Genomic DNA, 24,880 nt, shown 5'->3' with positions numbered 1-24,880 from the left:
GTTCAGGCCGTCAGACCGGCCAGCATGGCCACGCCTGCCAATGGCACGCCGATCCAGTCGGGCCGGTTGTCGATCTCGTAACGAAGCTCGTACAGCGCCTTCTCGAGCTCGAAGAGGTCCAGCAATGGCTGCGAGCGCGCGAACGCTGCCGCGTCCGCGAACAGCCCGCCGGCCACCGCCACCTCGGCATAGGTCTCCAGGAACGCCTGGCGCACCGTGCGCTCCCAGTCGCGCGCCAGCGGCGCCAGCCGCTCCATCTCGGTCGCCGTCTTCGCTGTCTGCTGCAGTGCCGTGTGCCGCGCGTAGTCGAACGAGCGCAGCACGCCGGCCACGTCGCGCAGCGCCGATTGCTTGGCGCGCCGCTCCTCGAAGTCTCGCTTGGGCTCGCCCTCGAAGTCGATGAGCAGGAAGTCGTCGCGACAGACCAGCACCTGGCCGAGGTGCAGGTCGCCATGCACCCGCGTCTTCGGGTGCGTCGGTGGCGCGTGCCCGGCCTGCTCGATGCGCGACAGCAGCGCCGGGGCGGCAGCGATGACCTGGGCGACCAGGCCGCCCAGCGCCTCGGGCCAGGGCTCGCCGCGCTGACCGAGCTGGTCCAGCGTGGCGCGGCACTCGCGCTGCACCGCGGCACACCAGCGGGTGATGTCGGCCGGCGTCATCGGCTCCGGGTCGAAGGCCGGATCGCCGGTGCTGCGTGCCAGGGCCAGGTGCAGCTCGGCGACGCGGCGCGCCAGGACGCGCAATCCTTCGGCCATGGCCGCGAGGGTCCTGGCCGGCTCTTCGCCGTCGGTGCCGGAAGTCTCCAGCCAGCGTTCCAGCCGATCCACGGTGGCCGCCCAGGCATCGCCCTGGTTGGGCACCTGTGCCTGCAGCAGTGCCAGCGTCCAGGTGTCGCCCTTGTCGGACACCCACTCCAGGCTTCCGGCGACCGGCACGCAATGCTCGAAGCCGGCCTTGTCGGTGAGAAAGCGCCCCATCTCGAGCTCTGGATTCGTGCCGGGGTGGAGGCACCGGTACGCCTTCAGGAACAGCCGCTCGCCGATCAGGCTGATCGAGTTGCTGCTCGCGGTCAGCCGGCGCAGCGGCGCGGGCTGATCGAGAGCGTCGCCGACCACCTGGGCGAACGTGCTGCCCGGCACGAAGCGCAGGCTGCCGCCCTCGGTGCGCACGGTGCGGCCTTCGCCGATCGCCGCAACCAGCGCGTGGCAGAAGCTCTCGTCGGCCATCGCGTCGGCGATGATGCCGACCTCGGCCTGCTGGCGAATCTTGGTCACGGCCAGCGCCGACAACGCGCGCATGCGCTCTTCCTCGCGATCCTCGAAGGCCATGGTCAGCGGCACGAAGTAGCGCACCGGATCGGCGGCGGTGCGCGCCTCGACGACGGCGAGCAACCAGCTCCGGCCGTCCGCGACGAGTTCCCCGTGCTCGAGAATGCCGGCGCGCGCGAGCTTGTCGGCCTTGGCCGCGTACCAGCGCTGGCGCTGCATGAAGTGCGGCAGCAGCTCCGCCTCGAACTGATGGCGGATCTTCTCCGCCAGGCCCATGCGCCAGGGCACCACACGATGGCGGAAGAAGCTGTTCCAGCCGTCGAAGAGCACCAGCGTGGGCAGGTCCTCCAGCGGCAGGGTCTCGACGTGCCAGCTCGGCGGCTGGGCGTCGCTGGACAGCCGGAACCAGAAGAATCCGTGCGCCGGCAGTGTCAGCAGGTAGGGCAGATCGCCGATCGGCGGAAACGCATTGCGCCCCATCATCTCCACCGGCACCCGCCCCTTGTAGGCGCGCAGCTCGAGCTCCACCGGCTGCGCGGTGCGGCTGACGTTGGCCACGCACAGGATCACGTCCTCTTCATGCTCGCGCACGTAGGCCAGCACCTTGCGATTGCCCGGGTGCAGCATCGTGAACCGGCCCCGGCCGAAGGCCGCCGACGTGCTGCGCACCGCGAGCAGGCGCCGCGTCCAGTTGAGCAGCGACGACAGTTCACGCGATTGCGCCTCGACGTTCAGGGCCTCGAAGCCGTAGATCGGGTCCTGGATCGGCGGCAGGTACAGGCGCTGCGGGTCGGCGCGCGAGAAGCCGCCGTTGCGGTCGCTCGTCCACTGCATCGGTGTGCGCACGCCGTCGCGGTCGCCGAGGAAGATGTTGTCGCCCATGCCGATCTCGTCGCCGTAGTACAGCACGGGCGTGCCCGGCATGGACAGCAGCAGGCTGTTCATCAGCTCGATGCGGGCCCGATCGTTCTCGAGCAGAGGGGCCAGACGGCGACGGATGCCCAGATTGATGCGCGCCCGCGTGTCGGCCGCGTACATCTTGTAGAGGTAGTCCCGTTCCTTGCTGGTCACCATCTCGAGCGTGAGCTCGTCGTGGTTGCGCAGGAAGATGGCCCACTGGCAGTGGGCAGGAATCTCGGGGGTCTGCGCGAGGATCTCCACCACCGGGTGGCGGTCCTCCTGCGCGATGGCCATGTACATGCGCGGCATCAGCGGGAAGTGATAGGCCATGTGGCATTCGTCGTCCTCGCCGAAGTACTCGCGCACGTCCTCCGGCCACATGTTGGCCTCGGCCAGCAGCAGCCGGCCCGGGTACTTCGCATCGATGCGCTTGCGGATCAGCTTGATGACGTCGTGCGTCTCGCGCAGGTTCTCGTTGCTGGTGCCGTCGCGCTCGATCAGGTAGGGGATCGCGTCGAGGCGGAAGCCGTCGACGCCCATGTCGAGCCAGAACTCCATGGTCTTGAGCACCGCTTCGATCACTGCCGGATTGTCGAAGTTCAGGTCGGGCTGGTGGCTGAAGAAGCGATGCCAGAAGTACTGCTGTGCGACCTCGTCCCAGGTCCAGTTCGACTTCTCGGTGTCGGTGAAGATGATGCGCGTGCCGGCGTACTTCTTCGGGTCGTCGCTCCACACATAGAAGTCGCGCTCCGGCGATCCCTTCGGGGCCCTGCGCGCGGCCTGGAACCAGGGGTGCTGGTCGGAAGTGTGGTTCACCACCAGCTCGGTGATCACGCGCAGGCCGCGCCGGTGCGCCTCGTCGACGAAGGCACGGAAGTCGTCGAGCGTGCCGTACGCGGGATGCACGCCCTCGTAGTCGGCGACGTCGTAGCCGTCGTCGCGCAGCGGCGAAGGGTAGAAGGGCAGCAGCCAGATGGTGTTGACGCCCAGGGACTGCACGTGGTCGAGCCGCTGCGTCAGGCCGGCCAGGTCGCCGATGCCGTCGCCGTTGGCGTCGGCGTAGGCCTTCACGTGCAGTTCGTAGATGACCGCGTCCTTGTACCAGTGTGGGTCACCCTGGCTGATCGCGCTGCGCAGTGCCGCGGCTTCGATGGCGGGTTCGGCTTTCAAGGGCTGCACCTCACGAGAAGTAGTCGAAGTCGTGCTCGCGCCGCAGGTGGCGGCGCAGCTGCATCACGTGGACCGGGCTGCGCTGCGGATCCAGGCTGACGAAGTTGCGCGCACCGTGCCAGAGGAAGTGCGAGCCGCTGACGAGATCGTGCATCTGGTAGGCCTGCTGCGCATCGATGCCCAGCGCCATGGGGTCCAGTTCGAGCCAGCCGCTCTGCACATGGTGGGGATCGAGGTTGACGACGCACACGACGATGTTCGACAGGTCGGGGGTGAGCTTGGCGTAGGCGATCATCTGCTCGTTGTCGATGCGCAGGAAGCGCAAGCCGGCGTCGCTTTGCAGCGCGGGGTTGTCGCGGCGCACGCGGTTGAGCATGGCGATGAAGTCGGCCAGCGAATCCGGGCGATCGCGGTCCCAGGCGCGCAGCTGGAACTTTTCGGAGTCGAGGTATTCCTCGCCGCCTTCGCGCAGGGCACGGTGCTCGAGCAGTTCGAAGGCCGGTCCGTACAGCCCGTAGTTGGCCGCCAGCGTGGCAGCCAGCGCGACCCGCGCCATGAAGATCGGCCGGCCGCCGTACTGCAGGGCGGCCGGAAGGATGTCGGGAGTGTTCGGCCAGGCATTGGGCCGAAAGTACTCGCGGCCGGGGCCCTGGCTGAGTTCGGTGAAGTACTGGGTCAGCTCCTGCTTGGTGTTGCGCCAGGTGAAGTAGGTGTAGGACTGGCTGAAGCCGAGCTTGGCCAGGCGATGCATGACGCGCGGTCGCGTGAAGGCTTCCGACAGGAAGATCACGTCCGGGAAGGAGCGCCGCACGCGGGCTATCGCCCACTCCCAGAACGGGAAGGCCTTGGTGTGCGGGTTGTCGACGCGGAAGATGCGCACGCCTTGTGCGGCCCAGTACTCGAATACGCCGGCGAGCGCCTGCCACATCTCGCGCCACTGCTCCGACTCGAAGTCGAGCGGGTAGATGTCCTGGTACTTCTTCGGCGGGTTCTCGGCGTACTGGATGCTGCCGTCGGCTCGCTTCCTGAACCACTCGGGGTGCTCGCGCACCCAGGGGTGGTCGGGCGAGCATTGGAAGGCGATGTCCAGCGCAATCTCGATGCCGTGTTCGGCGGCGCGCCCGAGCAGCCGTCGAAAGTCCTCGCGCGTGCCGAGCTCGTTCAGGATCGCGTCGTGCCCGCCGTCCTCGGCGCCGACGGCCCAGGGGCTGCCGACGTCGTCGGGCCGCGGGTCAAGCGTGTTGTTCATGCCCTTGCGGCGCTGGCGCCCGATCGGATGGATGGGCGGAAAGTACAGGACGTCGAAGCCCATGGCCTTCACGTAGGGCAGCCAGGCCTCGCAGTCGGCGAAGGTGCCGTGCCGCTTGCCGTCGCCGGCGGCCGAGCGCGGGAAGAACTCGTACCACGACGAGAAGCGCGCCCGCACGCGCTCGACGCTGACGCGGAAGACCCGTGACTCGGTGAGCGCGTGCCTCAGATCGGGGTGGCGCTGCGCGATCGCGCCGCGCGCCTCGTCGAGACCGAGCCGGATGAGCGCCTCCAGCGGGGCGCCGTCCCGAACGGCCTGCACGAGTTCGTGTGCCCATGCCCTGAGCAACTCGCCGTCGCCGGCCTGTTCGGCGCGACGAGCGGCCTCCTCGATGAGCGTCGCGCCGCTGAGCGCTGCGACCCGGACGTCGTCGAGCTCGACGCGGCGGGCGAAGTCGTGTCGCCACGAGAGGAAGGGGTCGACCCAGGCGCGCACCGTGTAGTGCCAGTCGCCGATGGCGCCGACGGTGAACTCGGCTCGCCAGCGGTCGTTGCCCAGCGGCCGCATGGGGCGGCTCGACCAGGCGGCGGACTCCGCGCCGGCCTGGCACCACAAGAGCTCGCAGGCCACCACGTCGTGACCGTCGGCGAAGCAGTCCGCCTCGACGACCACCGGCTCGCCCACGACGCGCTTGATCGCGAAGCGGCCGGCGTCCACGCACGGCGTGATGTGTTCGATGACGACCCGGATGCGTCCCTCGTGCACCCCGATCGGCGTGATGGTGTCGTCCGTGCTCATGCAGCAACCCCTTCGTGCTCGAGGACCAATATCCCCAATGGCGGCAAGCGCAGGTTCAAGGACTGGAAGTGTCCTTGTGCCGGCACGGGAACGGTGTCGGTGCCGCTCAGGTTTCCGATGCCGCTGCCGCCATAGAGCGTGGCGTCGCTGTTGAGCAGCTCGCACCAGTGCCCTGCATGCGGCACCCCCACGAGGTAATTCTCGCGCGGCAGCGGCGTGAAGTTGGCCACGACCAGCAGCGTGCTGCCGTCGCGCGCCTTGCGCAGGAACGCGAGCACGCTGTGTTCGGCATCGTCGGCCTCGATCCATTGGAATCCTGCTGGCTCGAAGTCGATCTCGAACAGGGCCGGCTTGCTTCGGTACAGGCGGTTCAGGTCCTCGACCCAGCGCTGCAGGCCGCGGTGATGCTCGCCCTCCAGCGCCTGCCAGTCGAGCGCCGAATCGTGCGACCACTCGCTGCGCTGACCGAATTCGCCGCCCATGAACAGCAGTTTCTTGCCCGGATGGGCCCACATGTGTCCCAGCAACAGCCGCAGGTTCGCGAACTGCTGCCACTCGTCGCCGGGCATCTTGTTGATCAGAGAGCCCTTGCCGTAGACGACCTCGTCGTGCGACAGCGGCAGCATGAAGTTCTCGTTGAAGGCATAGACCATCGAGAAGGTGAGCCTGCCGTGGTGCCAGCGCCGGTGCACCGGGTCCTCGCGCATGTAGGCCAGTGTGTCATGCATCCAGCCCATGTTCCACTTCAATCCGAAGCCGAGTCCGCCCACGTCGGTCGGGCGCGAGACCATCGGCCAGGCGGTGGATTCCTCGGCGATGATCTGCACGCCCGGATGGTCGCGGTAGGCAGATTGGTTGAGCAGGCGCAGGAAGTCGATCGCATCCAGGTTCTCGCGCCCACCGTGGCGGTTCGGGATCCACTCGCCGTCATTGCGCGCATAGTCCAAGTACAGCATCGAGGCCACCGCGTCGACACGGAGCATGTCGATGTGGAACTCGTCCAGCCAGAACATCGCGCTGGACAACAGGAAGGCACGCACCTCGTTGCGCCCGTAGTTGAAGATCGACGAGTTCCATTCGGGATGGAAGCCCTGGCGCGGATCGGCATGCTCGTAGAGGTAGGTGCCGTCGAAGCGTGCCAGGCCGTGGGCGTCGGCGGGAAAGTGCGAGGGCACCCAGTCCAGGATCACGCCCACACCCGCCTGGTGCAGCGTGTCGACGAGGTACTTGAAGTCCTGCGGCGTGCCGTAGCGCGAGGTCGGTGCGAAGTAGCCCGTCGTCTGGTAGCCCCACGAGCCGTAGAACGGGTGCTCGGTGATCGGCATCAGCTCCACATGGGTGAAGCCCAGGCCGGAGACGTACGCTGCCAGCTCGACGGCCGCGCTGCGGTAGTCGAGCATCGACCCGTCGGCGCGCCGGCGCCACGAGCCGAGGTGCACCTCGTAGACCGACATCGGCGCGTCAAGCGCATTGCGGCCCGCGCGGCTGCCCATCCAGGCGTCGTCGTGCCAGACATGGTCGTCGCCGTGCCAGACGATGGAGGCGGTTGCCGGCGGCAGCTCGGCGTAGCGAGCGAACGGATCGGCCTTCTCCATGCGCTCGCCGGTGTGGGAGTGGATCAGGTACTTGTAGCGGTGGCCAGGCGCTGCGCCCGGCACGAACACCTGCCACAGGCCCGAACCGTCGGCGCGCGGCTGCGCGACATGGGCGTCGTCGCGCCAGTCGTTGAAGTCGCCGATGACGGCGACCGAGGCCGCCGAGGGGGCCCAGACCGTGAAGTGGCTGCCACCATCGCCTTGTTGGCAGCCCATCACGCGGTACAGCCGGGCGTGGGTACCCTCCCGGAAGTAATGCAGGTCGGCGTCGCGAAGCGCACTGCCGGAGACCAGCGCAGCGGCCGTCGCGTCCGCTCGCAGTCGTTCGGGTCCTTGCCCGGTATCGCGTGAGGTCGGCGTCATATCGAGTCCTTGTCATCAGTGCGATGCTGAGCCGGCATCCCGTGCCACGGGTCCGGCACAGCCGGAACCACTATACATGTGGACAAATGAAACGCCCGGCGCTGCGGCGCTTGACCCTTCCCGCGACGGGCCCCGCGCGGAGTCCGGCACAGGGAAGCGTCGCCGGCTTCCTCCCTCGCCAGGGCCGCGCCGCTTCGCCCTGGGCGCGTGGCGCAGGCTGAGGGCCGCACGGCGCGACGGTCGAGGTTGCCGCCACAATAGGCGCAGAAAGGGGCGTGCCTGATGCGATCCGCGACCTGCAGCGAGTCCTCGCTGGAATCTCCGATCCGCGCCGCCGCAGGCGTCGAAGGCTTGCGGCCATGAGCGATCCGAAGGATGAACTGTCCATGCGCCTGGCGCTCGATCAGGCGCGCAATGCCTGGCTGGTCGGCGAGGTGCCGGTAGGCGCCGTGATCGTGCGCGACACGCCCGCCGGACGACAGGTGGTGGCCACCGGCTACAACCGCCCGATCACCGAGCACGATCCGACCGCGCACGCCGAGATCGTCGCGCTGCGCCATGCGGCCACCCTGCTGGCCAACTACAGGCTGCCCGAGTGCGAGCTGTACGTGACGCTCGAGCCCTGCGCGATGTGCGCGATGGCGCTGATGCACGCGCGCTTCAAGCGCGTCGTCTTCGGTGCCTTCGACCCCAAGACCGGCGCGGCAGGGTCGGTGGTCGACCTGTTCGCCAACCGCCAGCTCAACCACCACACCGAGATCGTCGGCGGCGTGCTTGGCAACGAGTGCGGCCAGCTGCTGCGCGAGTTCTTCGCCGAGCGCCGCGAGCAGTATCGCCAGCGCCGTGGCGAGCGTGCCGAGGACATGCCCGACACCATCCCTGCCGGCGAAGCCATCGAGCTCGACGTGCCGCCGCCGGTGGATTCCGCATGACTTCGCTGACTCTGTTCACGCCTTCGGGGGTGGTGGCGTCGGCACGACCGCTGCGCCTGGCCGCCCGGCGTCTCGCTCGGCTCGGCTTCGACGTGCAGCTCGACGAGGCCGCGCTCGATCGCCACCAGCGATTCGGCGGTGACGACGACACGCGCCTGGCCGCGCTGCACCGCGTCGCATCGCAGGCGCCTTCGATCGCCATGGCCACGCGCGGCGGCTACGGGCTCACGCGACTGCTCGACCGCATCGACTGGAAGCGAGTGGCGCGCAGCGTGGAGCAGGGCACGCGCTGGGTCGGCCACAGCGACCTCACCGTGCTTCAGCTCGGCCTGCTGGCCCATGGGCGCGGCCGCACCTGGGCCGGCCCGATGGCCTGCTACGACTTCGGGCGGGAGGCGGGCGAGCACGGCGAGAAGACGGCCGCTGCGGTGGACGAGGTCACGCGCGATTGCTTCCTCGAGGCAATGAGCGGCGAACTCGAAGCCGTCGGCTTCCGCACCGAGGCGGGTTACGACGGCCTGGACGTGAAGGGCGTGCTCTGGGGCGGCAACCTGTGCATGGTCAGTTCGCTACTGGGCACGCCGCACTGGCCGCGCATCAGGGGCGGCGTACTGTTCCTCGAGGACGTCAACGAACATCCCTACCGCGTCGAGCGCAGCCTGCTGCAGTTGCAGCAGGCCGGTGTGCTCGACGCGCAGAAGGCGGTCCTGCTCGGCGCCTTCACCGACTGGAAGAAGTCGCCGCTGGACCGCGGCTACACGATGAAGAGCATGGTGGCGAAGGTGCGCAGCGCCACCCGTGCGCCCATCCTCACCGGCTTGCCGTTCGGCCATGTGCCGACCAAACTGACGCTGCCGGTGGGGGCGCGCGTCCAGCTCGTCGTGCAGGCACGCGACGTGCTCATCGGATGGTGAGCCGCACCTCTGGAGTCACCGCTCTAAACCGACGCCGGGCCCCAAGTTTCGGCGGCGGCGGCCGGTGAAACCCTGAGCGAGGCGGCTTCGGGGGCGCTTATGATCCGCGACTGCCTTTCGGCGACCCGGCCACAAGCCGGTGTTCGTCGGGGGCAGATTCTTTTGGCGGAGCCGTCGCGTCAAGCCTGCGACGGGCTCCCGATCGACGAAGGGGACGACCGCATGCACGGTCCGATGAAACGGTGGGGCGCGCGGGTCGCTGTGGTGCTGACGCTGGTGCTGGCCGCCTGCAACAACAGCCCATACCCGGACGGGGCGGCGGCGACGAACACCCTCTTCAACTCCTTCGACGAGCGCTCGCCGCGCTACCTCGACCCGACGGCGTCGTACAGCAACCCCGAGACGCCCTACACCTATTCGGCCTACGAGCCGCTGTACGCCTACCACTACCTGAAGCGGCCGTACACGCTGATCCCGAAGACGGCCGAGGCGGTGGTGAAGCCGCACTACGTCGACAAGGCCGGGCAGCCGCTGCCCGACGACGCGCCGACCGAGCAGATCGCCGAGAGCATCTACGACGTGCGCCTGAAGAAGGGCATCCTCTTCGCGCCGCACCCGGCCTTCGCGAAGAACGACAAGGGCGAGTACCTCTACCACGCGATGAAGCCCGGCGAAGTCGGCGACAAGCGCTCGCCGTGGGACTTCGCCCAGCAGGGCACGCGCGAGCTGGTCGCCGACGACTACGTCTATGCCTTCAAGCGCCACGCCACCACGCGCATCGAGGCGCCGATCTTCGCCATCTTCTCCGAGTACGTGGTCGGCCTGAAGGAATACGCCGAGCTGATCAAGGCCGAGGACGCCAAGCTGCTGCAGGGCCTGCCGGAATCGACCGTCGACAAGCCCTTCCTCGACTTCCGCAAGTGGCCGCTGGCCGGCGTCACGGCGCTGGACAGCCACACCATCCGCTTCCGCATCAAGGGCAGGTACCCGCAGTGGAAGTACTGGCTGGCGATGACCTTCTCCGCGCCGGTGCCCTGGGAAGCCGACGCCTTCTATGCGCAGCCGGGCATGAATGCCAACGGCCTGTCGCTGGTGAAGTGGCCGGTGGGCACGGGCCCCTACATGATGACCGAGTACGTGCAGGACCGCCGGCATGTGATGAAGCGCAACCCCAACTTCCGCGGCGAGCCCTATCCGTGCGAGGGCGAGCCCGGCGACAAGGAAGCCGGGCTGCTCGACGACTGCGGCAAGACCATGCCCTTCATCGACACCGTCGTCTCGACCATCGTCAAGGAGAAGGTGCCGCGCAAGGAGATGTTCAAGCAGGGCTACCTCGACGTGCCCGAGATCGAGCGTCCCGAATGGGGGGTGGACTTCCGCGTCGACATGGAGGACTCCGACGAAGTCAAGCGCGAATACGAGGCGCGCGGCTTCGCCTTCCCGCAGGTCACCGACATCAACAACTGGTACCTCGGCTTCAACTGGCTGGACCCGGTGGTCGGCAAGGGCGACACGCCCGAGCAGCAACTGAAGAACCGCAAGCTGCGACAGGCGCTGTCGATCGCCATCGACTGGGAGGAGGGCTACGGGCGCATCTTCCGCACCAAGGGCGGGGTCGCCGCGCACGGACCCGTGCCGCCGGGCATGTTCGGCTCGCGCGAGGGCAAGCCCGGCGGCATCAACCCGGTGACGCACCGCGAGGTCGACGGCCAGCCGGTGCGCCGCAGCATCGAGGACGCCAAGCGCTTGCTCGCCGAGGCCGGCTATCCCGAGGGCCGCGACGCGAAGACCGGCAAGCCGCTGGTGCTGAACTACGACTACCAGCGTGCGCCGACACCGGAGCTGAAGTCCGAGCTCGACTGGATGGTCAAGCAGTTCGGCAAGCTCGGCGTGCAGCTGGAGATCCGCGCCACCGACTACAACCAGTTCCAGGACAAGATGCTCAAGGGCAAGCAGCAGATCTTCTGGTGGGGCTGGCTGGCCGACTACCCGGACGCGGAGAACTTCCTCTTCCTGCTCTACGGGCCGAACGCCAAGTACCCGAACCAGGGCGAGAACACCGCGAACTACAGCAACCCGGAGTACGACCGCCTCTACCGCATCATGCAGACGCTGGAGGACGGGCCCGAGAAGCAGAAGGTCATCGACCAGATGGTCGCCATCGTGCGCGAGGACGCGCCCTGGGCCTGGGGCTACTGGCCCTACGTGGCGCTGGCCTTCCAGCCCTGGGCGCACAACGGCAAGCCGAGCATCCTGGTGCGCGACCTCGCCAAGTACTACCGCATTGACCCGGCGATGCGCGTGGCCAAGCAGGCCGAGTGGAACCAGCCGGTGCGCTGGCCGCTGGCGCTGATCGCCGCGGCGCTGCTGCTGCTCGTCGGCCTGGCGTGGCGCGGCTACCGCGCACGCCAGCTCGCCACCGCGAAGCCGAAGCACGCCGCCGCCGCGGCAACGGCCACGGGGGCCTGAGCATGCTGAACTACCTGGTCCGCCGTCTCGGTTACGGAGTGCTGATCCTCATCGGCGTCAACCTCTTCACCTTCGTGCTGTTCTTCACCGTCAACACGCCCGACGACATGGCGCGGCTGAACATCGGCGGCAAGCGTGTCACGCAGGAGCAGATCGACAAGTGGAAGGCCGAGCGCGGCTACGACAAGCCGCTGTACTGGAACGCCAAGGAGGAGGGCACGTCGAAGCTGACCCGGACGATCGTCTGGGAGCGCTCGGTGTCGCTGTTCGCGCTGAAATTCGGCCGCTCCGACGCGCGCAACGCCATCGACATCGGCCACGAGATCAAGACACGCATGGTGGTCAGCCTGCAGCTCGCGCTGCCGCTGTTCATCCTGCAGGTGATCGCCAGCACGGCGTTCGCGCTGCTGCTGGTGTTCTTCCGCCACTCGCGCATCGACTTCTGGGGCGTGGTGCTGTGCGTGCTGATGCTGTCGATCTCGGCGCTCTTCTACATCATCGTCGGCCAGTACCTGTTCTCGCGCGTGCTGCGCCTCGTGCCGATCAACGGCTACGCGCCGGGGCTGGACGCGGTGAAGTTCCTCGTCCTGCCGATCATGCTGTCGCTGCTGTCGCGGCTGGGCGGCGAGGCGCGCCTGTACCGCGCGATGTTCCTCGAGGAGATCGGCAAGGACTACGTGCGCACCGCGCGCGCCAAGGGCCTGTCTGAGGCGGTGGTGCTGTTCCGCCACGTGCTGCGGAACGCGCTGATCCCGATCATCACCAGCGCCGGCTCCTACCTGCCCTACGTGTTCCTCGGCAGCCTGGTGTTCGAGAGCTTCTTCGGCATCCCGGGACTGGGCGCCTTCGTCATCGAGGCGATCAGCGGGCAGGACTTCGCCATCGTGCGCTCGATGGTCTTCCTCGGCGCACTGCTGTACATCGCCAGCTACGTGGTCATCGACGTGGCCTACACCTGGGCCGATCCGCGCGTGCGGCTGTCCTGAGACCAACGAGACGAACACCATGCCGAAGATCGTCCTGCTCTGGACCGACGTCGTCCTGTACGCGATGCTGATCGCGCTCGCCTGGTACGGCTGGCGCATCCGCGTCAACGACAACCTGCGCGCCAACTGGTGGAAGGTGCTGCGCGATCCCGCGGCCCTCTCCGCGGGCATCGTGCTGGTGCTGTTCGCGCTGGTCACGCTGGCCGACAGCATCCACTTCCGCCGCGCGCTGCCGCCGCCGCCGGGCATGCCTGCGGGCACCCAGACCTTCTACGCGACCAGCACCGAGAGCCTGCTCGACGCGATGATGGCGCGCCAGATCGACATGCGGGAGACGGGCTATTCGGTACCGTTGGCCTGGCGCGGGCTGAACAAGGAGCCGATGGAGCGCGACGGTCAGCCGGTGCGCGACTTTCCGCGCCTGAAGCACGGCGGTGCGCACCTGGCCGACCCGTCGACGCAGTGGGCCGGCGACGTGGCGGCGCGCGCCATCGCTGGCGCCCTCGGCGGGCTGCTGGTGGCCGCGTTGATCGCGCTGGCCGCGGCCGCGCTGATCCGCGGCTCGCACCACGGCGTGGGCGGCGCCTTGCGCGACATCGCCGCCGACCGCACCGACCTGCCGCTGCGCGCCGCGCTGTGCACCGTCGCGGTGATCTGCCTGGTCGGCGGCGCCATGGTCGCGCTGATGGGCCATTACCACGTGTTCGGCACCGATCGCACCGGCAACGACGTGCTCTACCAGGCGTTGAAGAGCGTGCGCACAGCCTTCGTCATCGGCACGCTGGCCACCGTGGCCACGCTGCCCTTCGCGGTGGTGCTGGGCATCCTTGCCGGCTACTTCCGCGGCTGGGTCGACGAGGTGATCCAGTACGCCTACACCACGCTCAGTTCGGTGCCCAACGTGCTGCTCATCGCCGCCTGCGTGCTGATGGTGCAGGTCTTCCTCGACAAGAACCCGGACCTGTTCGAGACCGGCCTGGAGCGCTCGGACCTGAAGATCTTCCTGCTCTGCGTGATCCTCGGCCTGACCGGCTGGGCGACGCTGTGCCGCCTGGTGCGTGGTGAAACGCTGAAGCTGCGCGAGCTCGAGTACGTGCAGGCTGCTACCGCTTTCGGCGTGGGCCATGCCCGCATCATGGCCAAGCACATCGCGCCCAACGTGATGCACCTGGTGCTCATCACTACGGTGCTGAGCTTTTCCGACCTGATCCTCTACGAGGCGGTGTTGACCTACGTCGGCGTGGGCGTGGACCCGTCGATGAACAGCTTCGGCGGCATGATCAACCTGGCGCGCAGCGAGATGAGCCGCGACCCGGTGGTGTGGTGGAGCTTCGCGGCGGCCTTCGGCTTCATGGTCACGCTGGTGCTCGCCGCCAACCTGTTCGCCGACGGCGTGCGCGACGCCTTCGATCCGCGCGCGCGCAGTTTCCGACCGCGCTTCATCAAGCGCATCGCGGCCTGAGGCGGACGACGACATGCTGAAGATCGACGACCTCAAGGTGGCCCTCGACGCCGACGCCGGACTGGTGCGCGCCATCGACGGCCTGAGCCTGGCCATCCGCCGCGGCGAGACCTTCGCGCTGGTGGGCGAATCGGGTTGCGGCAAGAGCATGACGGCGCTGGCGCTGATGCGCCTGCTGCCGGACAACGGCAGCGTCACCGACGGCCGCATCCTCATCGAGGGCCACGACGTGCTGGCCCTGCCGGAAGCGAGCATGCGTTCGGTGCGCGGCGGGCGCATCGGCATGATCTTCCAGGAGCCGGCCACCAGCCTGAACCCGGTGATGCGCGTCGGCGAACAGATCGTCGAGGCGATCGAGAGCCACACCGAACTGCGCGGGCAGGCGGCGCGCGCCCGGGCGGTCGAGTGGATGGGCAGGGTGGGCATCCCCGAACCCGAGCGGCGCATCGACGAGTACCCGTTCCGGCTCTCGGGGGGCCAGAAGCAGCGCGTGATGATCGCGATGACGCTGGCCTGCGAACCCGACTTCCTGATCGCCGACGAGCCGACCACGGCGCTGGACGTGACGATCCAGGCGCAGATCCTCGACCTGCTCAGGCAATTGCAGCAAGAGCAGGGCATGGGGCTTCTGCTCATCACGCACGACCTCGCGGTGGTCTCCGGCATGGCGCAGCAGGTGGCGCTGATGTACGCCGGGCAGATCGTCGAGGTGGCGAGCGCGGCCGAGTTCTTCTCCTCGCCCCGCCATCCCTATGCAAGAGCGCTGCTGCGCGCGCTGCCCGATACCGGCAAGCGCGGCCATGCGCTGGCCGCGATCGGCGGCACCGTGCCGCCGCTGTGGCAGGATTTCGAGGGCTGCCGGTTTGCGCCGCGCTGCGAGCGTGCGATGGATGCCTGCCACCGCACGCTGCCTGGCATGGAGACGGTCGGTGGTGCCAGCGTGCGCTGCCTTCTTTACCGCGACGGCGCGAGCGTCGCCGCCGACGCGATGGTCGCGGACGCTGCGTCGTTGCGACGCGAGGCGCCGAGCGGCGAGGAGACCGAACATCGACTGCTCGAGGTGCGCGACCTGTCGGTGCGCTTCCCCATCCGCAAGGGCCTGCTGCAGCGCGTGGCCGCCGCTTTCGTGGCGGTCGACGGTGTGTCCTTCGACATCCCGGCGGGCCGCACGCTGGCGCTGGTCGGCGAGTCGGGCTGCGGCAAGACGACCACCGGCAAGGCGATCGTGCAGTTGCTGCGTGATCAGGCGGTGATCTCCGGACAGGCACGCTTCCAGGGCCAGGACCTGTTCACGCTGGAAGGCGAGGCGCTGCGCCAGGCGCGGCGCGCGGTACAGATCGTCTTCCAGGATCCGTTCGCATCGCTGGACCCGCGCATGCGCGTGATCGACATCCTGGAGGAGGGCCTGATCGCCCTGCGCCCCGATCTGGCTCCCGCGGCGCGGCGCGAGCGGCTGCTCACGCTGGTCGACCAGGTCGGCCTGCGCCGCGATGCGCTGCAGCGCTACCCGCACGAGTTCTCCGGTGGCCAGCGCCAGCGCATCGCGATCGCGCGCGCGCTTGCCGTCGAACCGCGCCTGATCGTCTGCGACGAGCCGACCTCGGCGCTCGACGTCTCGGTGCAAGCGCAGATCCTCAACCTGCTGCGCGACCTGCAGCGCGACACCGGCGTGTCCTACCTCTTCATCACGCACAACATCGGCGTGGTGGAGTACATCGCCGACCGCATCGCGGTGATGCAGCGCGGCCGCATCGAGGAGCAGGGCAGCGTCGAGCAGGTGCTGGGCGCGCCGTGCAGCGCATACACGCGCACGCTGCTGTCCGCCGTGCCGCGCATTGCGGTGCCAGCGACCGGCTGAGCGCGCCTCGCGAGGCGGTGCGGGAGGAAAGAAAGGGGCCGCTCGCGCGGCCCCTCGTCGTCGAAGCGGAAGCCGATCAGCGGATACGGATCGCGTCGGCCTCCTTGCCGGCATTGCGGCGGTACATCAGCAGAAGGCCCCGCTCGCTGCTCAGCGTGTCGGGCAGCGTCGCGGTCGTCACGCCGACGCTGGCAGCACCGCGCGCCTCCAGCGTGCCGGACACGTCGCCGACGACACCGAAGCGCTGCTGTCCCGGCGTGAAGCGCATGCCCTCGATCGCATCGGTGTTGATGCCGCTGAAGTAGGTGTCGAACGCGTACACGCTGAAGCCGATGGTCGCACCGCGGGTGTAGGCCATGGTTCCCGCCCCGGCATTCACCGGCACCGAGAAGATGACGTTGCCCGAGTTCAGGTCGGCATCGGTGAAGAAGAACGCGCGGGCGGACCCGGTGCGCAGGTCGACCAGGAAGACCAGGTTCTGGCCACTGGCGGCAAAGCCTCCGTTCTCTGCGTTGAAGGCCACGTAATCCGGCGTGCCGTCTGCGTTCGCGTCGATCTCGATGTCGAACTCCGCCGGGTAGTTCGGGTGCGCCCGACGCCCGTTGGTGTTGATCGCGAACTCGAGCACGTCGGCGCCGGGGCCCAGCACGTCGGGCAGGTAGCGCACGCCCACCGAGCGCATGTCGATCACCGCCTGGTTGGAACCCGGGCCGGGGATCTCGCTCTTCGGGATCTTCGTGCTCTGGCCGGTCAGCGAGAACACTTCGTACGCCGATACCTCGACGCCGCGGTTGCGCAGTTTCAGCGACGGCCCGGGATTGCCGTGTCCGCTCAGCTCGGCGCTCGCCTCGGTGGCCTTGCGCGGCAGCACGTGCCAGGGCACGGTCAGCTTCTCGCCGCCGGAGTTCAGCGTAAGGTAGCCGTCGTACTCCGGGCCGTTGAGCGCAGCGCCGTTGCCGCCTTGCGGGCCGCCATTGAGTGTCCACTCCGGCAGTTTGGTCGGGTCGATCACCAGCTTGACGGTGATCTCTTCGTGGCTGCGGCCGGAGACGTGGGCGAAGGGTTTGACCACCACCCTCACCGCGCCGCTGGCCTGGTCGTCCGCGTAGCGGAAGCTCGGCGTGATGCTGTAGCTGCGGCTCTGGCGCGAGAGGTTCTCGATGCGCAGCTTCTTCTCGATCACCACCGGTCCCGACGCATCCACCGTGCCGAAGGACAGCGATGCTGACTTCGACTCGCGGCTGTAGGCCAGCGAGCTCAGGGCCAGCGCACGGTCCACGCGCATCTCGCCGGCGCCGATGCGCGTGATCGGTGCGAGCTGTCCCGGAAGCAGTGCGGGGTTGGTGTAGATCGTCGTCTCGGCGCTGTTCATCAGCATCGCCTTGATCTGCTCGGGCCGGCGGTTCGGGAACGCCTGCAGCAGGAGCGCCGCGCCGCCGGAGACCATCGGCGCCGCGCCGGACGTGCCGCCGAACACCGTCTGCCCGTCACCGGTGCCGGCCTCGGCCGACAGCGATGCGCCGGGCGCGCCGATCTCGGGCTTGATGGATTGCGCGCTGATCGACGGGCCACGCGACGAGGTGGCTGCCATGCTGCCGACCAGCGGGATGCCGCCGGCCGGGGAGATCGTCAGGTTGACGGTGTCGCCGGCGGTGAGGCGGCCCTTGATCGCGCTGGACAGCGTTTGCCGGATCACGAGCGAAGGCACGAAGGTGTCGCCGCCGCCGTAGGAGAACGACACCGCGTCGCCCGGCGCCACCAGGCCGACCAGCACGCCGGTTGCGCCGGCGTCGGCAGCCACGTCCACCTTCAGGCTGATCGCGCAGGCACCGCGATCGACCAGGGCGATCTTTCCTGCCGGGCTGGCCAGCAGAGCGTCGCCTGGGCACGCGCGGCCGACGAACACCACGTCACCGCTGACCCCGGCACCGACCGGCGCCCAGTCCATCGTCTGCGTGTTCGCGTAGGTGCCGGCGATCGAGGCCGGGGAGTTCACCATCAGCGGGATCGCCACGGCGCCCGGCACTTCGGTCTGCGCGACGCTGATCACCCCGGGGGCGATCGACGGCGAACCGACGACGTAGGGCTTGTTCGCGCTGTTGCCGGCGGAGGCGACGACGACCACGCCGAGCCGCACTGCATTGGTGGCGGCAAGCGTCAGGTCGTCCTCGATCTGGCCATAAGACGAGCCGAGCGACATGTTGATGACGTCGACAGCATCGCTGGTGTCTCCGTCGCCGTTCGGGTCGAGCGCGAAGTCCATGCCCTGCAGCAACGCGATGCCGCTGCAGGAGGTGGCCACGGCACTGCACACCTTCACCGCCACCAGCTTGGCGCCGGGCGCGACACCCTTGTGCGAGCCGTCCTGGCTGCGGCCGGCGATGATGTCGGCCACGTGCGTGCCGTGGCCTTCGAGGTCGATCGGGTCGGGATCGGCAGCTTCGGGCGTTTTCGGACAGGACTCGCCGACGAAGTCGTAGCCTGCCACCACCTTGGCCGTGGGGAACAAGCCGTCGAGCGTGGTGTTGGCCGGATCGCTCGTCGACGTGCCGTAGGCGGCGGCGTACGCGGCGGCCGTGCCTTCGCCGCCAAGGTTGCGGTGCGTGTCGTCGATGCCCGAGTCGAGCACCGCCACGGTGACGCCGGAACCATCGACACCACCGCTTTGCACCGCCGTGGCGCCCACGTAGGGGACGGTGGCGGAGAGGTCGAGCTGATAGTCGAGCACGGGCCGGACCTTGGCCACCCCGCTGAGCGCGGCGACGCGCTCGAGCTGCGCGGCATCGATGCTCACCGCGATGGCGTTGTGCGCGTTCTGCACGCGAGCCAGTTCCTTGCCGCCCAGCGCACTGAGCTGAGCAGCCATGGTGCCTTGCGCGTCGCGGATGCGCAGGCGATGCTCGGCCACGCCTGCACGAAGCGAGGCGGCGGACTTGATCGCCATGCGGTCGGAGGCAAGCAGCGCGTCGGCCTCGGCCAGGGTCGCGCGCTGCGCGGCCATCGAGTTCTGCTGCAGAGACACCCACACCCTGACCTGGCCCTGCGCGCCATGCAGGCGCGCGTCGATGCGGCTGGCCGTGGCGCCCTCGGGCGCCGGGGTTCGATAGGCAGATGCGGCCGCCGAAAGGGCCGTGGCCTGCGCGCCATCAGCGGACGTTGCGTCCGGCGAGTCCCCGCCGCCGCAGGCGGATGACCTGCAGTCCTGTCGTTCCCACCCGGCTCGCCACTGCATCACGGCACATGACGAGCGTGAACGGCCGACACGGGGGTCAGGGGCTCAAGGCATTGGTTTGGGTGGATGACGCGTGCGGGCAGGGCGAACCCGCTTGACGCCGGGGATTGCTCTGAGCTCATCGATCCTTGCCGCATCGATGCGCACCGCGACCGAGCTTCGTGTGACGCGGACGCGGGCCAGCTCGACGGCGCCAAGATCCCGCAATGCGTCCGCCACGGCGTCCTGTTGGGCGGCCACGCGCTCCCGGCGCGCTCGCGCTGCCGATGCGCTCATGCCGGGTTGGGGTGGCGGCTCGCTGAGGTCCACCCAGACCTCGACCATCACCGGGACGGACGGGAACGCGCGCATGGCCGATCCGCCAAGCGCGAGGCCGACGAAGGCGCGACGGCGAAGGGCGCGTGGGTTCATCGCGAAGGGCAGTGATCGTGCCGGCCGCACGGTGGGTCCGGGCGAGGGCCATGTCAAGGCGGCTGCGCGACTGTGCATGTTGCACACAGCCAACGACGGATTCGGGCGATCCTAGGGACATGCACCTAGGCGAAGCGCCATCGCGCGCATCGACGCCGCCGCCTTGCGCCGCGCACCACCTCGGCAAAGCCGCGCCACGCGGGGGTTTGGGCGCCGGGGCTTGATGGACGGCCCGGCATGGCAGCGCACGCGAACGTGCGCCGTGTCAAGGAAACCCCTAGACAAGTCCTCGCGCCGCTGTGGTGACAATTCTTTTACATGTCTTCGCAGACGGGACGCAGCCGGCTTACAAAGGCGGCATGTGTCTTGCTCGGGGCAGGGTCTATCGATCAATCGTCCATCGCTTTCAGAGGAGATCACATGTTCAGAAGAACGAAGGTTAGTGCCGCGGTGCTGGCCGCTTTGGGAGGCGTCATCGGCCTCGCGAGCGTGCCCTCGTATGCCCAGCAGACGCTCGAGCGTGTCGAGATCACGGGTTCGTCGATCCGCCGTGCTTCGTCCGAGACGGCACTGCCGGTGACGGTCATCAAGGTCGAGGAACTCACCAAGCAGGGTGTCACCACGACCGAGCAGGCGATGGCGCGCATTGCCGCCAACCAGTCGAACTTCGGCGCCAGCGCGGCGATCGGCGGCACCACCGGCGGCAAGGCCGAAGCCGACCTGCGCGGCCTGAGCGGCCCGACGGGCAGCTATTCCAACAAGACCCTGGTGCTGCTCAACGGCCGTCGCCTGGCGAACCACGCCTTCGACGCGGCGGCCGTCGACCTGAACGCGATCCCGCTGGCTGCGGTGGACCGCATCGAAGTGCTGCGCGATGGCGCTTCCGCGATCTACGGCAGCGACGCCATCGGCGGCGTGATCAACTTCATCCTGAAGCGTGAGTACAAGGGCCTCGACGTCAGTGCGCAGACCATCCAGCCGCGCGGCGATGGCGGCGGCGACTCGAACCGGGTCAGCGTCTCGGGCGGCTACGGCTCCCTGGCCGAGCAGAAGTTCAACATCTTCGGCAGCCTGGACTTCCGCAAGCAGAACGCGCTCGAGGCGAAGGATCGTCCGTTCTCGAAGACCGGCGTCATCCGCGGCGCGGTGACGGCCGGCACCAGTGGTTCGTCGTTCCCGGGCGACCTCAACGGCTTCGAGCCCACGCTGCCCACCTGCAATCCGCCCTCGTCGATCCCGAACCCGGCCGGCACGGCCTGCCGCTACGACTTCACCCGCGACATCGACATCATCACCGAGAACGAGCAGGTCACCGGCCTGCTGCGTGGCTCGTTCGCCCTCACGCCGGAACACACGCTCTCTGCCGAGTACCTTCACGCGAACAACAAGAGCACGGCTCGCGTCGCCCCAGCGCCGACCAGCCACCTGATGCCGGCGACCAGTCCCTTCTTCCCCGCAGGTGCGCCACTCACCCCGGGCGGCATCCCGGACATCGATTCACCGGATCCGCTCAATCCGGTCTTCGTGCCAGGCGGAGTCGTCAACTGGCGCCAGGTCCCTGCGGGCAAGCGCACCAGCGGCGACGACACGACGACGTCGCGTGCCATGGTCGAACTCTCCGGCCTCTTCGCGGGCTGGGACTACCGCACGGCGCTGGGCCAGACGAAGAACAAGAGCACCGCCTCGGTCAGCCGCGGCTACGTCAACGACGGCCTGATTCAGCGCGGCGTGTGGGACGGCGTCATCAACCCGTTCGGCGATCAGACGCAGGCCGGCCTCGATGCCATCGAGGCCGCGCAGGTCGTTGCCGACACGCTGATCGGCGAGAACAAGGTCAACTTCGTCGACCTGCGCGTCTCGAAGGAACTGATGCAGATGCCCTCGGGCATGCTGGCCGGGGCCTTCGGCGTCGAGTATCGCACCGAGAAGTCGGCCTTCGAGGCGACGGACATCACGGCGGAACTCGGCAGCCTGGGCATCGACCCGGACAGCGACACCAGCGGCGATCGCAAGATGGCCGCGGCCTATGCCGAACTGAACATCCCGGTGACGAAGGAGCTCGAGGTCACGACCGCGTTGCGCTTCGACAAGTACAGCGGCACCGGCAACACGGTCAACCCGAAGATCGGCATCCGCTACCAGCCCACGCGGCAGCTGCTGATCCGCGGCTCGGCCAACACCGGCTTCCGCGCGCCGACGCTGTACGAGCTGAACCAGCCGCAGTCGCTGACCTTCACGTCGGACAACTACAACGATCCGCTCCTGTGTCCGGGCGGCACCGCGGTGCCTGGCGCCTCGGCGGGCGTGGTGTGCGACCAGCAGGTGCTGCAGCGCCAGGTCGGCCCGATTCCCAACGGCCTGGGCGCCGATGCGCTGGATCCCGAGAAGGCGAAGAACTTCAGCGTCGGCCTGGTGTTCGATCCGGCACAGAACCTCAGCTTCTCGGTGGACTACTGGCAGGTGAACATCCGCAACCTGATCAGCGGCCTGCCCGAACAGGAGATCTTCGGCAGCGCCGCCAACTACACCGGCCGCTTCGTGCGTTGCAGCCAGCTGCCGACCACCGGATCGGGCATCATCCGCTCCGACATCGACACCTGCCTGAACTTCCCGACCTTCGATCCGATCGCCTACATCGATACGCCGACCGAGAACCTCGGCGAGTTGAAGACGCGCGGCATCGACCTGTCGGTCAACTGGCGCTCGGGTGCGACGGCGATGGGCGTGTTCGGCCTGGGCATGGACGGCACCTACGTCACCTCGTACAAGTACCAGCGTGAGCGTGGTGGCGCCTTCATCAGCGCCGTCGGCCGCTACTCCGACAATGCGCCGGTGTTCCGTTGGCAGCACGTCGCCACGGCGACCTGGAACATGGGCGACTGGAGTGCGTTGCTGGCCCAGCGCTTCAAGAGCGGCTATGTCGACCAGGACGGCGTGAATCGTGTCGCCAGCTATGCGCTGCACGACTTCGCGGTGACCTGGACGGGCGTGAAGAACCTGTCGCTGACGGCCGGCATCAACAACCTGTTCGACCGCGATCCGCCGCTGTCCGGCCAGGTGACCACGTTCCAGCGTGGTTATGATCCGCGCTTCACCGACCCGCTCGGCCGCAGCCTCATGCTGCGCGCAGCCTACAAGTTCTTCTGACGCGCGCCGGTCAACGTTTCATTTGTAGCTCTATGCCCGCTGGTCACGAGCCGGCGGGCATTTTTGTTAACCTTGCCCGCCCGCGAACTGGAGACCCCAGGACATGAATTTCGCTCAGCGGCAGCGCGATCCGAGGCGACACCTCGTTGGCATCGGCGCTGTCATCCTGTTCCATGTGCTCGTCGTGTACGCACTGGTGACAGGCCTCGCCAAGAAGGTGGTCGAGGTCGTGCGCGCACCGATCGAGACCAAGGTGATCGAAGAGGTCAAGGCACCGCCTCCGCCGCCGGAGATCGTGGTGCCGCCGCCGCCGCGGCTCGAAGCCCCTCCGCCGCCGTTCATCCCGCCGCCTGAAGTGCAGATCGCGACGCCTCCGCCGCCGCAGCCGACCATCACGGCCGTGACGCCGACGCCGCCTCCCGCACCGGTGGTGATCGCGCCTGCCCCGCCGCCGGTGGTGGTTGCGCCTGCACCGCCGCCCGCTGCGCCGGCGCCGGTTTCCGCCGCGGTCGCCTGCTCCAACTATCGACAGAAAATGGGCGATGCGTCGTTCCCGCGCGATGCGGCCCGCGCCGGCCTCGAACGGGGCGAGGTGCTGATGCAGTTCACGCTCGGCCCCAACGGCGAGGTGAAGAACGTCAAGGCACTGCGCTCGTCGCATCCGATCTTCGCGCGCGCCGCGACGCAGATCGTGCAGGAGTACACCTGCCAAGGACAAGGCCAGGACGTGGTCGTCCAGGTGCCGTTCCTCTACAAGCTGGACTGAGCGCGGCCCGATCCCGGCCCATCGCTCGCCTTTCCATTTCTCTGCACACCCAGAAAGAGAACCATGTCATTGCGTCAATACATCATCGCTTCCGTCCTCTCGCTGTTCGTCGGCCTGGCGCCGCAGACCGTCTTCGCGCAGGCCTCCGCGCCCGAGGCGGCGCCCGCCTCCGCGCCGACTGAAGCGGCGCCCCAGGAAACCGCTGCGCCGGTTGCCGCGCCGGTACCCAGCGTCAGCAAGGAAGAGGTCGAGAATCCCTATGGTCTGAAGGCGCTGTGGGCCCAGGGCGACTTCGTCGCCAAGGGCACGCTGATCATCCTCGTGATCATGAGCATGGGCAGCTGGTACATCCTCGTCACCAAGCTGTACGAGAGCCTGAAGATCAGCGGCGAGGCCAAGGCGGCGCGCGGCGGCTTCTTCAAGGCCGCCAGCCTGCAGGAGGCCACCAAGAAGCTGAAGGACGGCAGCGCCTTCCGCTTCATCGCCGAGACGGCCATCGAGGCGGGCGACCACCACGAGGGCGCGCTCACCGAGAACATCGACCGCAACACCTGGGTGTCGATGAGCGTGCAGCGTGCCGTCGAGGAAGTGCAGTCTCGCCTGCAGGATGGACTGGCCTTCCTGGCCACCGTGGGTTCGACGGCTCCGTTCATCGGACTGTTCGGCACGGTGTGGGGCATCCTGAACGCGCTGACCGCGATCGGCATCGCCGGGCAGGCCAGCATCGACAAGGTCGCCGGCCCCGTGGGCGAGGCCCTGCTGATGACCGCCATCGGCCTGGCCGTCGCCGTGCCTGCGGTGCTCGGCTACAACTGGCTGGTGCGTCGCAACAAGGTGACGATGGACTCGGTGCGCGGCTTCGCGGCCGACGTGCACGGCGTGCTGATGGGCGCCAAGCAGGCGCGCTGATCGCGGGCCGACCAGGAGAAGCGCCATGGCCATGAACGTAGGCTCGGGCGGCGACGAGGACGAAGTCAACAGCACCATCAACACCACGCCGCTCGTCGACGTGATGCTGGTGCTGCTGATCATCTTCCTCATCACCATCCCGGTGGTGACGCAGTCCATTGCGATGCAGCTGCCCCAGGAGACGAACATCGCTCGCCAGACGAAGCCCGAGAACATCGAGATCTCGGTCAATCGCGACGGCGACGTGTTCTGGAACAACCAGCAAGTGAGCGACAGCGACGCGCTGTTCGAGCGCCTCAAGAAGGTGGCGGTGATGAACCCGCAGCCCGAGGTGCACATTCGCGGCGACGAGAAGGCGCGCTACGAGTCGATCGGGCGCGTGGTCTTCGCCTGTCAGCGCGCAGCGATCGCCAAGATCAGCTTCGTGACCGAACCGCCGCCGAAGGGGTGA

General features: G+C 68.3%; 15 protein-coding genes. 10 read left to right on the top strand and 5 right to left on the bottom strand.

What is annotated here, in order from left to right; all coding sequences use genetic code 11:
- Positions 1–2: 2 nt before the first annotated feature.
- The 3 genes from treS to glgB are packed head-to-tail and all read right to left on the bottom strand — an operon-like array spanning position 3 to position 7,343.
- Positions 3–3,338 carry a maltose alpha-D-glucosyltransferase gene (treS, locus tag Q0599_RS11945; RefSeq protein WP_298829718.1) on the bottom strand — a complete coding sequence of 1,112 codons (3,336 nt, stop codon included), beginning with the start codon at positions 3,336–3,338 and terminating at the stop codon, positions 3–5.
- A 10-nt stretch (positions 3,339–3,348) separates the two neighbouring features.
- Positions 3,349–5,385, bottom strand: coding sequence for an alpha-1,4-glucan--maltose-1-phosphate maltosyltransferase (locus Q0599_RS11940; RefSeq protein ID WP_298829716.1), 2,037 nt, complete (start codon positions 5,383–5,385; stop codon positions 3,349–3,351).
- Positions 5,382–7,343: a 1,4-alpha-glucan branching protein GlgB gene (gene glgB / locus Q0599_RS11935; protein WP_298829714.1), complete on the bottom strand. Its 1,962-nt coding sequence runs from the start codon at positions 7,341–7,343 to the stop codon at positions 5,382–5,384. The genes Q0599_RS11940 and glgB overlap by 4 nt, the downstream gene beginning before the upstream one ends.
- Positions 7,344–7,702: 359 nt before the next feature.
- On the opposite strand from glgB, the gene tadA reads away from it, so the two are divergent.
- From tadA to Q0599_RS11905, 6 genes are all read left to right on the top strand, one after another.
- The gene (gene tadA, locus Q0599_RS11930) at positions 7,703–8,275 is read left to right on the top strand and encodes a tRNA adenosine(34) deaminase TadA (RefSeq protein ID WP_298829712.1); all 573 of its coding nucleotides are present in this window, start codon (positions 7,703–7,705) and stop codon (positions 8,273–8,275) included.
- Positions 8,272–9,189 (top strand): LD-carboxypeptidase, encoded by a 918-nt coding sequence (locus Q0599_RS11925; RefSeq protein ID WP_298829710.1) that lies wholly within the window; start codon positions 8,272–8,274, stop codon positions 9,187–9,189. The genes tadA and Q0599_RS11925 overlap by 4 nt, the downstream gene beginning before the upstream one ends.
- 222 nt (positions 9,190–9,411) lie before the next feature.
- Positions 9,412–11,658, top strand: coding sequence for an ABC transporter substrate-binding protein (locus tag Q0599_RS11920; RefSeq protein WP_298829708.1), 2,247 nt, complete (start codon positions 9,412–9,414; stop codon positions 11,656–11,658).
- A gap of 2 nt (positions 11,659–11,660) precedes the next feature.
- Positions 11,661–12,644 carry an ABC transporter permease gene (locus Q0599_RS11915; RefSeq protein ID WP_298829706.1) on the top strand — a complete coding sequence of 328 codons (984 nt, stop codon included), beginning with the start codon at positions 11,661–11,663 and terminating at the stop codon, positions 12,642–12,644.
- Positions 12,645–12,663: 19 nt separating this feature from the next.
- Complete coding sequence (locus tag Q0599_RS11910; RefSeq protein ID WP_298829703.1) at positions 12,664–14,106, top strand: ABC transporter permease; 1,443 nt, start codon at positions 12,664–12,666, stop codon at positions 14,104–14,106.
- Between the two features lie 13 nt (positions 14,107–14,119).
- A complete protein-coding gene (locus Q0599_RS11905) occupies positions 14,120–15,964 on the top strand; it encodes an ABC transporter ATP-binding protein (protein WP_298829701.1) in 1,845 nt (614 codons plus the stop codon).
- Positions 15,965–16,040: 76 nt separating this feature from the next.
- Here Q0599_RS11905 and Q0599_RS11900 read toward each other — a convergent pair whose 3' ends face one another.
- Both Q0599_RS11900 and Q0599_RS11895 read right to left on the bottom strand, forming a co-directional pair.
- Entirely contained in the window at positions 16,041–18,965 is a 2,925-nt protein-coding gene (locus tag Q0599_RS11900; RefSeq protein WP_298829700.1) for a S8 family serine peptidase, read from the bottom strand.
- A gap of 276 nt (positions 18,966–19,241) precedes the next feature.
- Complete coding sequence (locus Q0599_RS11895) at positions 19,242–19,607, bottom strand: hypothetical protein (RefSeq protein WP_298829699.1); 366 nt, start codon at positions 19,605–19,607, stop codon at positions 19,242–19,244.
- Between the two features lie 420 nt (positions 19,608–20,027).
- Between Q0599_RS11895 and Q0599_RS11890 the strand changes: the two genes are divergently transcribed.
- The 4 genes from Q0599_RS11890 to Q0599_RS11875 all read left to right on the top strand — a co-directional run bounded on the left by Q0599_RS11890 (position 20,028) and on the right by Q0599_RS11875 (position 24,880).
- Positions 20,028–22,754, top strand: coding sequence for a TonB-dependent receptor (locus Q0599_RS11890; protein WP_298829698.1), 2,727 nt, complete (start codon positions 20,028–20,030; stop codon positions 22,752–22,754).
- 103 nt (positions 22,755–22,857) lie between these two features.
- Positions 22,858–23,520 carry an energy transducer TonB gene (locus tag Q0599_RS11885; RefSeq protein WP_298829696.1) on the top strand — a complete coding sequence of 221 codons (663 nt, stop codon included), beginning with the start codon at positions 22,858–22,860 and terminating at the stop codon, positions 23,518–23,520.
- Between the two features lie 63 nt (positions 23,521–23,583).
- Complete coding sequence (locus Q0599_RS11880; protein ID WP_298829694.1) at positions 23,584–24,429, top strand: MotA/TolQ/ExbB proton channel family protein; 846 nt, start codon at positions 23,584–23,586, stop codon at positions 24,427–24,429.
- A gap of 25 nt (positions 24,430–24,454) precedes the next feature.
- A complete protein-coding gene (locus Q0599_RS11875; protein WP_298829692.1) occupies positions 24,455–24,880 on the top strand; it encodes a biopolymer transporter ExbD in 426 nt (141 codons plus the stop codon).

The organism is uncultured Piscinibacter sp., assembly GCF_937952055.1.
Lineage (GTDB): Bacteria > Pseudomonadota > Gammaproteobacteria > Burkholderiales > Burkholderiaceae_C > Piscinibacter.
Note: the sequence above shows the minus strand (reverse complement) of the source record. Positions and strands in the feature narration are given on the sequence as shown.

Excerpts from the sequence above, each read along its gene's own strand:
- Q0599_RS11940 (WP_298829716.1), bottom strand. The coding sequence starts at position 5,385 with ATGAGCACGGACGACACCATCACGCCGATCGGGGTGCACGAGGGACGC.
- glgB (WP_298829714.1), bottom strand. The coding sequence starts at position 7,343 with ATGACGCCGACCTCACGCGATACCGGGCAAGGACCCGAACGACTGCGA.
- tadA (WP_298829712.1), top strand. The coding sequence starts at position 7,703 with ATGAGCGATCCGAAGGATGAACTGTCCATGCGCCTGGCGCTCGATCAG.
- Q0599_RS11925 (WP_298829710.1), top strand. The coding sequence starts at position 8,272 with ATGACTTCGCTGACTCTGTTCACGCCTTCGGGGGTGGTGGCGTCGGCA.
- Q0599_RS11920 (WP_298829708.1), top strand. The coding sequence starts at position 9,412 with ATGCACGGTCCGATGAAACGGTGGGGCGCGCGGGTCGCTGTGGTGCTG.
- Q0599_RS11915 (WP_298829706.1), top strand. The coding sequence starts at position 11,661 with ATGCTGAACTACCTGGTCCGCCGTCTCGGTTACGGAGTGCTGATCCTC.
- Q0599_RS11910 (WP_298829703.1), top strand. The coding sequence starts at position 12,664 with ATGCCGAAGATCGTCCTGCTCTGGACCGACGTCGTCCTGTACGCGATG.
- Q0599_RS11905 (WP_298829701.1), top strand. The coding sequence starts at position 14,120 with ATGCTGAAGATCGACGACCTCAAGGTGGCCCTCGACGCCGACGCCGGA.
- Q0599_RS11900 (WP_298829700.1), bottom strand. The coding sequence starts at position 18,965 with ATGGCCGCGCAGCGCGCGACCCTGGCCGAGGCCGACGCGCTGCTTGCC.
- Q0599_RS11895 (WP_298829699.1), bottom strand. The coding sequence starts at position 19,607 with ATGAACCCACGCGCCCTTCGCCGTCGCGCCTTCGTCGGCCTCGCGCTT.
- Q0599_RS11890 (WP_298829698.1), top strand. The coding sequence starts at position 20,028 with ATGTTCAGAAGAACGAAGGTTAGTGCCGCGGTGCTGGCCGCTTTGGGA.
- Q0599_RS11885 (WP_298829696.1), top strand. The coding sequence starts at position 22,858 with ATGAATTTCGCTCAGCGGCAGCGCGATCCGAGGCGACACCTCGTTGGC.
- Q0599_RS11880 (WP_298829694.1), top strand. The coding sequence starts at position 23,584 with ATGTCATTGCGTCAATACATCATCGCTTCCGTCCTCTCGCTGTTCGTC.
- Q0599_RS11875 (WP_298829692.1), top strand. The coding sequence starts at position 24,455 with ATGGCCATGAACGTAGGCTCGGGCGGCGACGAGGACGAAGTCAACAGC.